Source organism: Actinocrinis sp. (assembly GCF_035605935.1).
Lineage (GTDB): Bacteria > Actinomycetota > Actinomycetes > Streptomycetales > Catenulisporaceae > Actinocrinis.
This window is the reverse complement of sequence record NZ_DATNGK010000111.1, coordinates 1-14,394: the sequence shown is the minus strand read 5'-3', so window position 1 is coordinate 14,394 and position 14,394 is coordinate 1. Positions and strand designations below refer to the sequence as shown.

General features: G+C 72.6%; 15 protein-coding genes and 1 riboswitch. Of the genes, 8 read left to right on the top strand and 7 right to left on the bottom strand.

What is annotated here, in order from left to right:
- Positions 1-162 precede the first annotated feature (162 nt).
- Together gcvP and VN779_RS09775 are read right to left on the bottom strand one after the other, a co-directional pair.
- Positions 163-3,180, bottom strand: a complete 3,018-nt coding sequence (gene gcvP, locus VN779_RS09780; RefSeq protein ID WP_325722140.1) for an aminomethyl-transferring glycine dehydrogenase — start codon at positions 3,178-3,180, stop codon at positions 163-165.
- A gap of 196 nt (positions 3,181-3,376) precedes the next feature.
- Positions 3,377-3,468, bottom strand: a riboswitch (glycine riboswitch).
- 74 nt (positions 3,469-3,542) lie between these two features.
- Entirely contained in the window at positions 3,543-5,018 is a 1,476-nt protein-coding gene (locus tag VN779_RS09775) for a DUF2637 domain-containing protein (RefSeq protein WP_325722139.1), read from the bottom strand.
- Positions 5,019-5,232: 214 nt separating this feature from the next.
- Here VN779_RS09775 and VN779_RS09770 point away from each other — a divergent pair, with 214 nt between their 5' ends.
- The 3 genes from VN779_RS09770 to VN779_RS09760 are packed head-to-tail and all read left to right on the top strand — an operon-like array spanning position 5,233 to position 8,237.
- Entirely contained in the window at positions 5,233-6,723 is a 1,491-nt protein-coding gene (locus tag VN779_RS09770) for an MATE family efflux transporter (RefSeq protein WP_325722138.1), read from the top strand.
- A 1-nt stretch (position 6,724) separates the two neighbouring features.
- Positions 6,725-7,843 (top strand): winged helix DNA-binding domain-containing protein, encoded by a 1,119-nt coding sequence (locus VN779_RS09765; RefSeq protein WP_325722137.1) that lies wholly within the window; start codon positions 6,725-6,727, stop codon positions 7,841-7,843.
- A 25-nt stretch (positions 7,844-7,868) separates the two neighbouring features.
- A complete protein-coding gene (locus tag VN779_RS09760) occupies positions 7,869-8,237 on the top strand; it encodes a VOC family protein (protein ID WP_325722136.1) in 369 nt (122 codons plus the stop codon).
- A 31-nt stretch (positions 8,238-8,268) separates the two neighbouring features.
- Here the strand turns inward: VN779_RS09760 and VN779_RS09755 are convergent, their stop codons facing one another.
- A complete protein-coding gene (locus tag VN779_RS09755) occupies positions 8,269-8,931 on the bottom strand; it encodes a response regulator transcription factor (RefSeq protein WP_325722135.1) in 663 nt (220 codons plus the stop codon).
- Entirely contained in the window at positions 8,928-10,211 is a 1,284-nt protein-coding gene (locus VN779_RS09750) for a sensor histidine kinase (protein ID WP_325722134.1), read from the bottom strand. The genes VN779_RS09755 and VN779_RS09750 overlap by 4 nt, the downstream gene beginning before the upstream one ends.
- Positions 10,212-10,334: 123 nt before the next feature.
- Between VN779_RS09750 and VN779_RS09745 the strand changes: the two genes are divergently transcribed.
- The 5 genes from VN779_RS09745 (at position 10,335) to VN779_RS09725 (ending at position 13,230) form a co-directional block, all read left to right on the top strand.
- On the top strand, positions 10,335-11,129 hold the full coding sequence (locus tag VN779_RS09745) for an ABC transporter ATP-binding protein (protein WP_325722133.1): 795 nt from the start codon (positions 10,335-10,337) through the stop codon (positions 11,127-11,129).
- A gap of 12 nt (positions 11,130-11,141) precedes the next feature.
- Positions 11,142-11,972: an ABC transporter permease gene (locus tag VN779_RS09740; RefSeq protein WP_325722132.1), complete on the top strand. Its 831-nt coding sequence runs from the start codon at positions 11,142-11,144 to the stop codon at positions 11,970-11,972.
- Positions 11,973-12,033: 61 nt separating this feature from the next.
- On the top strand, positions 12,034-12,636 hold the full coding sequence (locus VN779_RS09735) for a hypothetical protein (protein WP_325722131.1): 603 nt from the start codon (positions 12,034-12,036) through the stop codon (positions 12,634-12,636).
- A 33-nt stretch (positions 12,637-12,669) separates the two neighbouring features.
- Positions 12,670-12,939 (top strand): type II toxin-antitoxin system Phd/YefM family antitoxin, encoded by a 270-nt coding sequence (locus tag VN779_RS09730; protein ID WP_325722130.1) that lies wholly within the window; start codon positions 12,670-12,672, stop codon positions 12,937-12,939.
- A 12-nt stretch (positions 12,940-12,951) separates the two neighbouring features.
- Complete coding sequence (locus tag VN779_RS09725) at positions 12,952-13,230, top strand: type II toxin-antitoxin system RelE/ParE family toxin (protein ID WP_325722129.1); 279 nt, start codon at positions 12,952-12,954, stop codon at positions 13,228-13,230.
- Positions 13,231-13,311: 81 nt separating this feature from the next.
- Here the strand turns inward: VN779_RS09725 and VN779_RS09720 are convergent, their stop codons facing one another.
- The 3 genes from VN779_RS09720 to VN779_RS26740 form a co-directional block, all read right to left on the bottom strand.
- A complete protein-coding gene (locus VN779_RS09720) occupies positions 13,312-13,932 on the bottom strand; it encodes a hypothetical protein (protein ID WP_325722128.1) in 621 nt (206 codons plus the stop codon).
- Positions 13,933-14,028: 96 nt separating this feature from the next.
- Positions 14,029-14,184, bottom strand: a complete 156-nt coding sequence (locus VN779_RS09715; protein WP_325722127.1) for a hypothetical protein — start codon at positions 14,182-14,184, stop codon at positions 14,029-14,031.
- 103 nt (positions 14,185-14,287) lie between these two features.
- The coding region (locus VN779_RS26740) for a nuclear transport factor 2 family protein (RefSeq protein ID WP_422653122.1) at positions 14,288-14,394 on the bottom strand (107 nt) is incomplete at its 5' end.

Sequence of the window (14,394 nt, the reverse complement as noted above, 5' to 3'; positions counted from 1 at the left end):
GGCAGATCGAATCTTTCCGCGGTCATGACAACCATGATGCCTCCCTCCTCCTTGTCGCGACGAGCCTAGGGACGGCTTCGAACACTGAGAAAGCGCCGTTCCGGCCCCGGAACGGCGCTTCTCGGGTGTAGCTATCGGCTTTGCGCTTGTCTGCGGACCGGCTCAGCCCTCGGCGAGCTCGCTGATCGGCGGGCAGGAGCACACCAGGTTGCGGTCGCCGTACGCACCGTCGATACGACGTACCGGGGGCCAGTACTTGTCCGCGGCCTGCGCGTGCCCGGCGGGGAACACGGCAGTGGCGCGGTCGTACGGGTGCTCCCACTGCCCCGCGATGCTCGCCGCGGTGTGCGGGGCCTGACGCAGCGGGTTGTCCTCGCGGTCCCACGCCCCGCTGGCGACCTGCTCGATCTCGCCGCGGATCGCGATCATCGCGTCGCAGAACCGGTCCAGTTCGCCGCGGTCCTCCGACTCGGTGGGCTCGACCATCAGCGTGCCGGCCACCGGGAACGACATCGTGGGGGCGTGGAAGCCGTAGTCGATCAGCCGCTTGGCCACGTCCTCGACCGTGATGCCGGTCTGCCGGGTGATCTCCCGCACGTCCAGGATGCATTCGTGCGCGACCAGGCCGCTGGGACCGGTGTAGAGCACCGGGTAGTGCGGGGCCAGGCGCGCGGCCACGTAGTTCGCCGCCAGCACCGCCACCTGCGTGGCGCGCTTGAGGCCTTCCGCGCCCATCAGCCGGATGTACGCCCACGGGATCGGCAGGATCCCGGCCGAACCCCACGGCGCGGCCGAGACCGGGCCGACCGCGGGAGCGGCGGAGCGCTGAGGTCCGGCGACCGGGTGCAGCGGGTGGTTGGGCAGGAACGGCGCGAGGTGCGCGCGCACCGCGACCGGGCCGACGCCGGGGCCGCCGCCGCCGTGCGGGATGCAGAAGGTCTTGTGCAGGTTCAGGTGTGACACGTCCGCGCCGAACCGGCCCGGCTTGGCCAGGCCCACCAGCGCGTTGAGGTTCGCGCCGTCGACGTACACCTGCCCGCCGGCCTCGTGTACCGCCGCGCACACGTCGGTGATCTGCTCCTCGAACACCCCGTGCGTGGAGGGGTAGGTCACCATGAGCACGGCGAGGCGATCGCGGTGCTCGGCGATCTTCTCGCGCAGCTCGTCGACGTCCACGTCGCCGTTCTCCCGGCAGCCGACCACGACCACACGCATCCCGGCCATGACCGCGGACGCTGCGTTGGTGCCGTGAGCAGAGGAGGGGATCAGGCACACGTCGCGCTGCCCCTGGCCCTGCGACCTGTGGTAGGCGCGCACCGCCAGCAGCCCGGCCAGTTCGCCCTGCGAACCGGCGTTGGGCTGGACGCTGACCCGGTCGTAGCCGGTGGCCTCGGCCAGCCACCGCTCCAGCTGCCCGATCAGCGTCAGGTACCCGCCGGCCTGCTCAAGCGGCGCGAAGGGGTGCAGGTCCGCGAACTCGGGCCAGGTGATCGGCTCCATCTCCGTGGTGGCGTTCAGCTTCATCGTGCAGGAGCCGAGCGGGATCATCGAGCGGTCCAGCGCCACGTCGCGGTCCGAGAGGCGCCGCAGATAACGCAGCATCGCGGTCTCGGAGCGGTGCCGGTGGAAGACCGGGTGGGTCAGGAACGCGCTGGTGCGCGCCAGTGCGGCGGGCAACGCGTCGGGGGTGCTCTCGTCCAGCAGGTGCACCTGCGCGCCTTCGATGCCGAACGCGCCCCACAGCGCCTGCAGGTCGGAGTAGGTGGTGGTCTCGTCGCACGCGATGGACACCGCGTCGGCGCTGGCCAGGCGGATGTTGATGCCGGCCAGGCGGGCGGCGTGCCACAGTTCGGCGGCGCGGCCGGGCGCCTGCACGGTGACGGTGTCGAAGAACGCCTCGGAGGCGAGGTGGTAGCCGTGGGCGCGCAGTCCGGCGGCCAGCACGGCGGCGTAGCGGTGCGCGCGCCGCGCGATCGCGCTCAGCCCGTCCGGGCCGTGGTAGACCGCGTACATCGCGGCCGTCACCGCGAGCAGCACCTGCGCGGTGCAGATGTTGCTGGTGGCCTTCTCGCGGCGGATGTGCTGCTCGCGGGTCTGCAACGCGAGCCGGTAGGCGCTGTCGCCGTCGGCGTCCTGGGAGACGCCGACCAGGCGTCCGGGCAGCGAGCGGGCCAGGCCGTCGCGCACGGCGATGTAACCGGCGTGCGGGCCGCCGAACCCGAGCGGCACGCCGAAGCGCTGCGTGGTGCCCACCGCGATGTCGGCGCCGAACTCGCCGGGCGCGCGCAGCAGGGTCAGGGCGAGCAGGTCGGCGGCGACCGCGAACAGCGCGCCGCGCCCGTGCGCTTGCTCGGCGACCCACGTCAGGTCACGCACCGTGCCGCTCGCGCCGGGGTATTGGGCGAGCACACCGAAGTATTCGACGTCGGGCAGCGCGCCGGCGGCCAAGTTGACCGCGAGCAGGTCGATGCCGAGCGGTTCGGCGCGGGTCTGCAGCACGGCGAGGGTCTGCGGGAAGAGGTCGGCGTCGACCAGGAACGTGTTCGACTTGTTCTTCGCCGAGCGCTTGGCCAGCGTCATCGCCTCGGCGGCCGCGGTGCCCTCATCGAGCAGGGAGGCGTTGGCGGTCGGCAGCGCGGTGAGGTCCGCGACCATGGTCTGGAAGTTGAGCAGCGCTTCGAGCCGGCCCTGGGAGATCTCCGGCTGGTAGGGGGTGTAGGCGGTGTACCAGGCGGGGCTCTCCAGCACGCCGCGGCGGATGACCGGCGGGGTGATGGTGCCGTAGTACCCGAGTCCGATCATGTTGCGCAGCACGCGGTTGCGGGCGGCCAGGTCGCGCAGTTCGGCGGTGACTTCGGCCTCGGAGCGGGCCGGGGGCAGGGAGAGGGGTTCGGCGCTGCGGATGGTGGCCGGGACGGCGGCCTCGGTCAGCTCGTCGAGGGAGGCGTAGCCGAGCAGCGCGAGCATCTTGGCCTGGTCCTCGGGGCCGGGGCCGATGTGCCGGGCCGCGAACGGTGAGGCGCTTTCCAGGTCGGTCAGCGACGCGCTGGAGCGCGGCGCGGGCTGCTGGGGTGCCGGGTTCTGGCGCGCGTGTGCGGGTGTGGGCACGGGGGCGGGGCCCGGCTGTGGCGGGCCGGCCGGCGGCGGGGTGGGGGTCGTGGTGGTGGCGGAGTCGGCCATCGCGAGCCTCCAGCGGGGTCCCATTCCGGCGCGCGGCGGTCGCGCGTCGGCCTCTCCCCCTCTGTCATGGGACCTGAGAGCTTCGCCGGGCTGCCCGCCCCGCGTCGCGGGGTCGTTCGCCCGGCTTTCACCGTCGGTGGAGGAATCCGGCGGACCCGGTGGGTCACGCGGCGGCGTCCTCGCTTTCCAGAGTCGCCTGTCCCATACGGTCCGTGTGCCTGAGAGATTCCGGGGAGGGGTTGCTCCTTCGGCGCCCGCGGCGTTGCGGGACTCTTCCGTGCGGGATGAACGGCTACCTCCACGGTAGCAGCGGCGGGGGCGTATTCCGATCCGCGCGGCGCGCCGTAGCCGTGGTGCGCGCCCTAGGTCTCGTCGGGGGCGAGCCCGTCCTCCTCACGTAGGGCGTTGGCCAGGAAGTTGGCGAGCTGGGTGCCGATGCCCAGTTCGCGGCTGATGCGGGTGGCTGAGGGCTGGCCGCGCCAGCGTTCGACCTGCCGGGCGGCGGTGAGCAGCTCGCTCTCGCGCACGCTGCGGCGCGGCAGTTGCGGCATCGGGGGCGGGGCCTGGAATTCGACGTGCGGGGGTTCCTGGCGTGCGGCGCTCTCGCCGTCCGCCGCGTCCCGGGCCGGATTTTGCACGGGATTCTGCGCGGGGTTCTCGCGCCGGGCGTTCGGCGGGAAGGGCACGGCGGGCGCGGCGGCGTGGGCGCGCTGCGCGGGGACGGCGGTAGCGGGCGGCTGCGGGCTGCCGTTCGATGTCTGCTGCGCCGCCGTTTCACGGGCGACGGCGCCGGCGGCCGCTCCCGCGGCGGCGACGCCGGGCAGCGGGTCGGTCCCGTTCACCGGCGGCTGCGGGCGCTGCGCGGGAACGTTCGCGGCACCGTGGAGCGGCCCGGTCTGCGTTTCCGCAGGGTTCTGCATGTCCGGCACACCGGTGGCCGCGTGCGCGTGCTCTGCCTGCGCGTGCGGTTCAGACGCCGGGGCACCGTTCACCACCGCCACGCCCAGGTGCTCGACTCTCGGAGAGCCGTTCGTCGCAGGTAGCGCTGTCGCCGCTCCTGCCATCTGCGGCCGCAGGTCGTGCGCGCCGAGTTCGCCGAGGTTGATCTGCAGGCGGGTCAGCGGGCTGATGCGGTAGCGCCACAGCCGCCCGTGCGTTTCCCGCGCCGCCGCGACCGCGCCCAGCCGCATCTTCTCCTGATCGAGCGCGCGCGGGTAGGAGTGCACCCGCCACAGCACCATGCGCCGCCACAGCTTGAGTGTCGGCCAGGGCGAGAGCAGCCAGCGCGCGGTCGGGATCGGTTCGCGGTGCGATCCGGTGGCCAGGTTCGCCTGGCGGCGCACCACGTGCCGCATCAGCTCCACGAACACGACCCAGATCGCGGGCATCAGCACGTGCGCGACACGTCCGGCGACGCTGCCGCCGACCGAGTAGTTCAGCCACACGGTGCCGCCGGTCGCGCCGTAGACGGTCCAGCGGGCCAGCGGGTGGCTCATGTCGAGCCGGGCCAGGACCAGGTCGACGCCGGAGAACACGAACACGGTCATGTCCACCACGATCGGCACCAGCCAGGCCCAGCGCGCCCCGAACGCGGGGATCATCTCGGTGCTCACGGCGCGGAAGGAGAGCACCATGCCGCCCAGGGCGATCAGCGCGGCCATGACGCCGATGATCACGGTCACCGTCAGCCAGCCGGCGCCCAGCGGCTCGACCTGCCCGGCACGCTCGATGTCGGGGGCGAGGTCGCGGGCGGTCAGCGGCAGCACGACGCTCGCCCCGGCAGGTCGGTGACGGGGTATCAGGCGGTCGTCGGCTGCGGAGACTGGGGCGGCGGTCACGGCGGCTCCTGGCGGCGCGGTCAGTCGGCGGGTCCGAGCTTGCCAGACGAGGCCGACACCCGGCGACCCCCCAGTGCGGCGCCGTCTTTCGCGCGGGCTTGAGCACGCGCGCCCACGACCGCATTACGCTGCCGATCTTCGCAGGCCAGAGCTCTGCGGCGCGCTGGCGCCACGTCAGATCGGTTCACCGCGCGGCATGGCATGATCGGGAGGCGTGAAGACGAGCGAGGTGAACCCGGACGACGACGCCGCGATCGGCCCGTTTCGCGACCACGACCCCGCTCCCGGCTCCAGCCGACTACCGGCGCAGGCCCACTCCCCCGCAGCCGGCGGCGGCACGGCCGATCACGGCGAGGATCCGGGCGCCTCAGCGCGCGAGATCCTGCGCCTGGCCGTCCCCGCGCTCGGCGCGCTGATCGCCGAACCGCTGTTCCTGCTGGCGGACTCGGCGATCGTCGGGCACCTGGGCGCGGCGCAGCTGGCCGGGCTCGGCACCGCGGGCACCGCGCTGGCGACCTTGGTCAACGTGTGCGTCTTCCTCGCCTATGGCACCACCGCCCAGGTTGCGCGGCTGCTGGGGGCCGGGGACCGGCGCGGCGCTTTGTCCCGGGGCGTCGACGGCATCTACCTGGCCGCCGCGCTCGGCGTGCTGCTCGCGATCACCGGCGCGACGCTGGCGCCCCGGATCGTCGCGCTGCTGGGCGCCACCCCGGCGGCGGCGCCCTACGCGGTGACTTACCTGCGGCTGAGCTGCCTGGGGCTGCCCGCGATGCTCGCCGTGCTCGCGGCGACCGGGCTGCTGCGCGGCTTGCAGGACACCCGCACCCCGCTGCTGGTCGCGGCCGCCGCCGCCGTGGCGAACACGGCGCTGAACTGGGCGCTGGTGTACCCCGCCGGCCTGGGTATCGCGGGCTCCGCGCTCGGCACGGTGCTGGTGCAAGGCGCGATGGCCGCCGCGTACTGCGCCGCTGTGGCTCGCGCGGCCCGCGCCCACGACGTGCCGCTTCGTCCCGACCCGGGCGCGCTGCGCGCCTCGCTCGGCGCGAACGCGGCGCTGCTGGCGCGCACCGCCGCGCTGCGCATCTACCTGCTGGCCGCGGTGTGGACCGCGGGCGGCTACGGCACGGTCGCGCTGGCCGCGCACACGATCGCCACGAACCTGTGGCTGACCCTCGCCCTCGCCCTGGACGCGCTGGCGATCGCGGCGCAGGCACTGGTCGGCCGGGACCTGGGGGCGGGGCACCGCGCGCGGGTGCGCTCGACGGTGCGGCGGATGGTGCGCTGGGGCCTGGGGTTCGGCGTGTTGACCGGGCTCGCGCTGTGGGCCGCGCGGCCGCTGTACGTGCCCTTGTTCACGCCCGATCCGGCGGTGCGCGCGGCCCTGATGCCGGTGCTCGCGCTCGCCGCGGTGCTTCAGCTGCCGGCGGGGGTCGTGTTCGTGCTGGACGGGGTACTGATCGGCGCCGGTGACGCGGTGTATCTGGCCTGGGCGGCGCTCGGCTGCACAGGGGTGTTCCTGAGCGGGCTCGCGGTACTGCGCGCCATCGCCCCGCCGCACGCGACGGTGGGCACGAGTGGCAGCGGCTCCGGGGGTGCGCTGACCGGGCTGTGGTGCGTGATCGGGGTGTTCACGCTCGCGCGCTGGGTGGTGCTGGCGCTGCGGGAACGCAGCGACGGCTGGATGCGCACGGGAGCGGTGGGCTGACATGACCGGCACTGTCCTGTCCCCGCGTGAGGCGGGGCGAGCCACGCTCGCGCGCCAGCACCTGCTGGCGCGCGCCAGCGCCGACGCCCTGACGGAGATCGCGCACCTGGGCGGGATGCAGGCGCAGGCGCCGCTCGCCCCATACGTCGGGCTGTGGGCCCGCTTGCGCGATTTCGCCGCCGACGAGCTCTCCGAGCTCTACCGCCAGCGGCACGTCGTGCGCATCGCGTTGATGCGCGGCACGATCCACCTGGTCACCGCGCAGGACGCCCTGGCGTGGCGGCCCCTGGTGGACCCGGTGATCGAGCGCGGCACGCACGCCGCGTTCGGACGCCACTACCAAGGCCTCGACCGCGCGGCGCTGGCCGAGGCGGCGCGGGAGCTGACCGAGCAGCAGCCGCGCACGTTCGCCGAACTCGGCGCGCTGCTGGCCGAGCGGTTCCCGGACCGCGACACGGCGGCGCTCGCCCAGGCCGCGCGCTCGCAGCTGCCGCTGGTGCAGGTCCCGCCGCGCGGGATCTGGGGCGAGGGCGGGCGCATCGCGCACACCACGACCCGCGCGTGGCTCGGGCGCGACCCGGTGGACGAGCCCGACGTCGAGGCCATGGTGCGCCGTTACCTGGCGGCGTTCGGGCCGGCCAGCGTGATGGACGCGCAGGCGTGGAGCGGCCTGACCCGGCTGCGCGAGGTCTTCGACCGGCTGCGCCCCACCCTGCACGTCGTGGCGAGCGAGAACGGCGCGCCGCTATTCGACCTGCCGGACGCGCCGCGTCCCGATCCCGACATCCCCGCCCCGGCCCGCTTCCTGCCCGAGTACGACAACCTGCTCTTCGCGCACGCGGACCGCTCCCGCGTGAACCCGCACGGCTATCGCGTCCCGCTCTTCCCCGGCAACGGCGCCGCGCTCGGATACTTCCTGCTCGACGGGGTGTACAGCGGCCTGTGGCGCACAGCCCGCGACAGCTCGAAAGGAGCGCAAGCAAGCATCCAGCTCACGGTCCAGCACTTCACAGCGCTGTCCGCCGAGCACCGAGAGGAGCTGACCGAGGAGGCGCTGCGGCTGCTGGCGTTCCTCGCGCCGCAGTGCGCCCCGCAGATCCGCTTCGAGCCGGTGTCCTGACCGCGTCCTGAGTATCCTGGTGCACATGATCGACGGCGCGCACGTCATCGTGTACAGCCAGGACGCTGAGGCCGATCGGGCCTTCTTCCGCGACGTGCTGGAGTATCCGCACGTTGACGCCGGAGGCGGCTGGCTGGTGTTCAAGCTGCCGCCGGCCGAGCTCGCCGTCCACCCGGCGGATGCAGCAGACGCGGCGGACGCGGCGGGCCGGCACGAGCTGTACCTGATGTGCAGCGACCTGGACGCGGTCCTGCAAAAGCTGTCCGCGCGCGGCGTCGCGTTCAGCGCACCGGTCACCGAGGCGCGATGGGGGCGCTTGACCAGATTCCGGTTGCCCGGCGGCGGCGAGGTGGGTATCTACGAACCGCGCCACCCGCGGGCAACCGGCTTGTAGCCGGCCACAGGTCCGGCTCCACGCCGCGGCCTCACCGCTCCAGCCACGCGGCCGGCAGTCCCGCCTGATACGCGATGATCACCAGGTGGACGCGGTCACGCGCGTCGAGCTTCGCCAGTAGATGCCGGACATGGGTTTTGGCGGTACCGGGGCTGATGTAGAGGCGTCGGGCGATCTCGTCGTTGGTCAGTCCTTCGGCCACGAGCGCGAGGACTTCACGCTCGCGTGCGGTCAGCGACTCAAGGCCGGACACGCTCACGGGGGCTGCGGGCGGCCGCGCGGTGAACCGGGCGATCAGGCGCCTGGTGATCGCCGGGGAGAGCAGGGTCTCGCCTGTCGCGACAGCGTGCACGGCCTCGATGAGCTGCCGGGGCGGGGTGTCTTTGAGCAGGAAGCCGCTCGCGCCGCCGCGCAGCGCGCTGTAGACGTATTCGTCGTGGTCGAACGTCGTCAAGATCAGAACTTTGATGTCCTGGTCGGCGGTGATGCGCCGGGTGGCTTCGATGCCGTCGAGTTCAGGCATGCGGATGTCCATGAGCACGAGGTGGGGGCGCTCGGTGCGCGCGAGAGTGACCGCCTCCCGGCCGTTGGCCGCCTCGCCGACGACGCACAGGTCCGGCGCGGACCGAAGGATGCCGCTCAGCCCGGCGCGCACGAGTTCCTGGTCGTCGGCCACGACGATGCGCAGGCTCACCGCGCGGCCTCGGCGGGTGCGGCAGTCGCGTCGAAAGCCCCGGTCTGCTCGGCGGCGGGCAGCGGAAGGCGGGCGGTGACCCGGAAGCCGCCGTCGCCAGTGGGCCGGGCTTCCAGGTCACCGCCGTAGAGCAGCGCGCGCTCGCGCATCCCCGCCGTGCCGCGCCCAGCTTCTCCTTCTCCTGCTTGCGGGTTCTGCGCTGGGCGCGTCATCTCGCTGCGCGCGCTCGGTCCGTTGGTCACCTCGATGGTCAGGGTGCGCTCGCCGTATTCGAGCCGAAGCGTGGCAGCGCCGCCCGCATGCTTGATCACGTTCGTCAGCGCCTCCTGCACGATCCGGTACGCCGCCAGGTCCTCACCCGCCGGCAGCGGGCGCGGATTGCCGGCTGTAATGACCGTGACGTGCACCCCGGCGTGGGCGCCGTATTCGAGCAGGCGCGGCACATCGCCGAGCCCCGGCGCCGGAGCCAGAACGGACCCCGAACCCCAGCGGCCGGCCTCCGCGTCCTCTTGCGCGCGCAGCACCTCGACCAGGCGGCGCATCTCGTCGAGCGCCTGCCGGCCGGTAGTCTCGATCACGCCCAGTGCAGCGCGGGCGCTCGCGACGCTCGGCGCGCTGACAGCCTGCTCAAGCACCAGCCCGCCGTAGCCCGCCTGCACGGTGATCACGCTCATGTGGTGGGCCACGACGTCGTGCAGTTCCCGCGCGATGCGCATGCGCTGCTCGACCAGTTCACGGCGGGCCTGATCGAGTCGGCCGCGGGCGATCTGCGCCTGCCCGCGTAGTGCCAGCGCGGTGGAGCGCCGGTGCATGCCGACCGCGAATCCGATCGTCCACAGCGTGATGTACGAGGCGCCGAAGAATCCGGCCGCACCGCCGTGCTTGAAGTCCGGCAGCGCCGTGGCGCCGGCGGCGCCCAGTGCGGCCAGCAGTGCGCACACGGCGGTGCGCGGCCTGGCGCCCGAGCCCATCGTGTAGAGCACGCACCCGAGCGGGACCAGCGCAGCGGACGCACAACGCGGTTGCCACACCGCGATCACGCCGAACGCCGCCAAGGAGACGGCCAGCGCGGCTCGTGCCCGTCGAGCGCGCGCGGCGATCGGCCAGGCCACCGCTGCGGCGCACGCGATCGCACCCAGTACGGGCAGTACCCCGTCGGCGCGCTTGGCCAGCAGCAACACCGCCCCCGCGCCGTAGCCCGCCGCGGCGATCCGGTTCGCGAGCGACCACCACGCGGGGCGTATGCGCGTGAGCAGCGGAGGCGGCGCGGGAAGATCCACGCTCGCAGCGTAGGCGAGCCGGGTGCCTGCGGCATCGCCCCCGAGTCGTACGCCCACGGGTAGAGACCGGGCCAGGCCGCGGGCAGATGTGCCGGCCCAACACGAGGCGGCACCGTAGGGCGCATGAACGCTTCGACCAACCCTCCCCCCATCGAGGTCCACGCGCTGACCCGGCGCTTCGGCGCGACCACGGCGGTGGACGGGCTCAGCTTCCGTGTCGAGCCGGGCCGGATCACCGGCTTCCTCGGCCCGAACGGGGCGGGCAAGAGCACCACCCTGCGCATGATCCTCGGCCTGGACACACCGAACGCGGGCCACGCGCTGATCAACGGGCGCCCGTTCCGCTCGCTGCCGCGCCCGCTGCGCGAGGTCGGCGCACTGCTCGATGCCGCGGCGCTGCACCCGAGCCGACGCGCCCGCGATCACCTGGCCTGGCTCGCCGCGAGCAACCGCCTGCCCGCCGGCCGTGTCCGCCACGTGCTCGAACTGACCGGGCTCGCCGGCGTCGCCGGAAAACGAGCCGGTTCCTTCTCCCTCGGCATGCGTCAGCGCCTGGGCATCGCCGCCGCGCTGCTCGGCGACCCGGGCGTGCTGCTGCTGGACGAACCGGTCAACGGCTTGGATCCCGAAGGCGTGCTGTGGATGCGCACCCTGATGAAGTCGCTGGCCGCCGAAGGCCGCACCGTGCTCGTCTCCAGCCACCTGATCAGCGAGATGGCGCTGACCGCCGACCACCTGATCGTCATCGGCCGCGGACGCCTGCTCGCCGACACCGGTGTTCGAGAATTCATCCGCGCCGCCGGACCGGGCGCCAGCCTGGAGGACGCCTACATGCGCCTGACGGCCGCTTCCGTCGAATACCGCGCGAACCCCAACCCGGCTGCTGACCCGAACCCCGCCTCGACCTCCCGCTCCTGAAGGACGCCCGCGATGACCACCGCCTCCGCACCAATACCCACGACGCCCGCATCTCGGGGCGCCGCGCTGCCCGCACTGCTGCGCTCGGAATGGATCAAACTGCGCGCGCAGCGCTCCACCTTCATAGCTGCGGCCGCCGCGCTCATTCTCGGCCTCGGCGTCGGACTGCTCGACGTCCTGTCAGTCACCGGGCACTGGGCCACGATGAGCGCCGCCGACCGGGCCGGGTTCGACCCGGTCGGCGACCCGCTCAGCGGCTTCCAGTTCGGCGAGCTCGCCCTCGGCGCCCTGGGCGTTCTCGCGGTCAGCACCGAATACGCCACCGGCATGATCCGCACCACCCTGACCGCGGCGCCCCGCCGCACCGTGCTGTATACCGCGAAGGCCCTGGCGCTCGGCGTCTTCGCGCTGCTCGTCTCAGAGCTGTGCGCTTTCAGCGCGTTCCTGCTCGGCCAGCTCGTGCTGCGCCGCGAGCATCTCAACGTGCCCGTCACCGACGCGCACGTGCTGCGCGCGGTGACCTGCGCCGGGCTCTACGCGGCCGTGGTCGCGATGGTCGGATTCGGGCTCGGCGCGCTGCTGCGCCACACCGCCGCCGCCATCTGCGCCATGTTCGCCCTGGTCTTCCTCGCCTACCCGCTCGCGCGCACCTTCGAGGGCGCAAGCTACCTGCCCGACCACCTGCTGCTGATCAACGCCGCCAGCGCGCTGGCCACCGTGCACCCGCCAGCCGGGCCGCACGCCGCACGTGTCCCCTCGTTCGGCTTCGCCCTCTTCGACCTCGCGCTCTACCTCGCCGTCTTCCTCGGGTTCGGCGCCTGGCGAGCCACCCGCGACGCGTGAGGTCAGCATGGTCGGTGCGTGCTCTGCGAAGCGCCGCGAACGCCCTGGGATGATGACCGTCATGGCGGTCGACCCGAAGCAGCAGGCGGAAGAGATCCGGCAGGCGGCGGTGCAGGAGGCACGGCTGCAGACGGCGTGGATCGAGAAATCCGCGCAGGAGCCGGCGCAGCAGCAGGAGTGGATCAGGCAGAACAACGTGATCTACGGCGGGCTGATCGCGATCGGCCTGGTGCTGGTGCAGCCGTTCCTGACCGTGACGGGCCTGGACTGGTCGGCGAAGACCTGCGTGATCGCGTTCTCGGTGGCCATCCCGCTGCTGGCCGCGCTGCTGCTGATCAACTATCAGGAGACCTTCCGGCGCCGGATCACCGACTCGCTCGCGGTGCGGGTGACCCGTTCGCTCGCGCAGCTGCTCGCGTTCACCGGCGTGTTCGCCGGGTTCTGGCACATCATGTGGCCTGCCGGGATCGCGGTCCTGGCCAGCGGATTCGCGGCGATGATGGTCCACTCGGCGGGCTTCTTCCGCCTGGAGCAGGCCGCCAGAGCCGCCGCCAAGGGCGCGGCGGGAGCCGAACCCGAACCGCGTCCGGCTCCCGAACCCGCCGGATCGCAATCGCAGTCGCCGGACAGCGCCGCGCACCAGGTTCCGCCCGCCGCGCCCTAGCCTGCAAAGGCTACGAATCGTACACTTTGCAGCATGAGCACCTACACGCTGAGCGAGGCGCGCGCGCACCTGGGCAAGGTCGTCAACCGAGCCCGCTACGGCGGGGAGATCGTGGAGCTGACCGAGCACGGCGAACCGGCCGCCGTGCTGATCAGCCCCGAGCGGCTGGCCTACTACCGGCAGCTGGAGGACTCCCGCGACCTGGCCGAGGCCGAGCGGGTCACCGCCGAGCGCCGCACGGGCGTGCCACACGCCGAGGTCGCCGCGCTGTTCGGCATGGCGCCGGACGGCCGCGCCCTCTAAGAGCCGACCGACGTGAGAGACGACGCCGTCCTCTACGAGCTGATCTGGGAACCCGAGGCGATCGAGCAGCTGTCTACGCTCGCCAAGACCTACCCCGACGCGGCCGCGGGCGTAATCCCGGCCGTGCACCTGCTCGCCGGCGACCCGCGAGCGGCCGGCTCCACGCCGCTAGGCGGATCCGGCACCTACCGCCGCATGCAGGTCGGCCACCTGCGGATCATCTACGCGCTGAGCGAGGCCGCGCACGCGGTGCGGATCATCCTGGTCGGCCGAGCCGACCAGCCGCGCTAACCCCGCCGCGCATCCGCGCAGCAGCGGTCAGGCAGCGCCGCCGTGTACCTATCGGTATCGCGCGGGCCAATCGGGCGTCAGCTAGGCAGCGCTCGAACGCAGGAGGTACCACAGCCGCCACGGTGTGGTGTGTCGCTGCCAGACGGCGGGACCTGGACTGTACGCGGGTCCGGTGTGCCTGCGCACGGCCGCCGAGGCCTCGTCGAGTTCGTAGGCGGCAAGATAGGAGGGCGCCGACGGATACGGCGGCTTGATCTCCTCGGCCCGCTCGTATCGAACGGCGCGCAGCGCACGGCGCCGCTCGGCGACCTCGCGAAGGTGTACATCGGTGTAGAAGCCGTTGAACTCTGCGAGCTCTTCCGGCGAGAGCCCGTCAGGCGGGTTCACGCCCAGCAAGTAGATCGCATAGGGCGCGGACTGCCGCGCAGCGGTCTCGGCGATCTGACGGTAGGTCACCGCCCACGCCCGGCGCAGCTCGGCCGGCGTCTCCTGCTCCAGCGCGGTCTCATTCTCGACCGGTGTGATGGTCAGAAGTCGCGGCGGGCGGAATCCGCGCGCCGCAACACCATCGAGGACAAACACCTCGCCCCAGTGCCCCGGGGCTGTCAGCAGGGCGATGGCCTGCTCGAGGTCGACAGCGCGCCGCGGCTCCCATCCCTGCCACAGCACAAGATCGCCGGGGCTACTTGATACGTTCGTCACAGCAGGATGCTAGAGGCATTGGTGCCGAGGGTGCGGTTCAAATCCTGACAGTTCGACTCGGTGGACGCAGGCCACGGCCGGTAGCCGCAACACCGGTTAGTGGTAGACGAAGTTGACCGCGACGTAGTCGTCGGTGGCCAGCGTCTGGTGCTGCTGGTAGTCGTCGACGAAGAGGGCTTCGAAGGCGTCGAAATCGCGTTCGTTCAACGTGGTCACGAAACGGGTGACGATCTGCTCGCCGACGGCGGTCACGGCGTGCTCCGCGGGGTCGATGCGGGCGGTGCGGGACCGGTTGGCTCATGGGGGCGCGGCGGGAGCGATACGCTTCCCGCCGCGCCGCGGCTTTGTCGCAGGCCTAGAACATCGTGTTGCTGTTGGCGCTTTCCTCGGGCACTTCCTGGACGACGTCCCAGTGCTCGACGATCCTGCCGTCGGCGATGCGCCAGATGTCGGCCACGGCCA

What these genes read in the sequence shown, in the direction of transcription:
- gcvP (WP_325722140.1), bottom strand. Translation starts at nt 3,180, where the DNA reads ATGGCCGACTCCGCCACCACCACGACCCCCACCCCGCCGCCGGCCGGC.
- VN779_RS09765 (WP_325722137.1), top strand. Translation starts at nt 6,725, where the DNA reads ATGACCGGCACTGTCCTGTCCCCGCGTGAGGCGGGGCGAGCCACGCTC.
- VN779_RS09760 (WP_325722136.1), top strand. Translation starts at nt 7,869, where the DNA reads ATGATCGACGGCGCGCACGTCATCGTGTACAGCCAGGACGCTGAGGCC.
- VN779_RS09745 (WP_325722133.1), top strand. Translation starts at nt 10,335, where the DNA reads ATGAACGCTTCGACCAACCCTCCCCCCATCGAGGTCCACGCGCTGACC.
- VN779_RS09740 (WP_325722132.1), top strand. Translation starts at nt 11,142, where the DNA reads ATGACCACCGCCTCCGCACCAATACCCACGACGCCCGCATCTCGGGGC.
- VN779_RS09735 (WP_325722131.1), top strand. Translation starts at nt 12,034, where the DNA reads ATGGCGGTCGACCCGAAGCAGCAGGCGGAAGAGATCCGGCAGGCGGCG.
- VN779_RS09730 (WP_325722130.1), top strand. Translation starts at nt 12,670, where the DNA reads ATGAGCACCTACACGCTGAGCGAGGCGCGCGCGCACCTGGGCAAGGTC.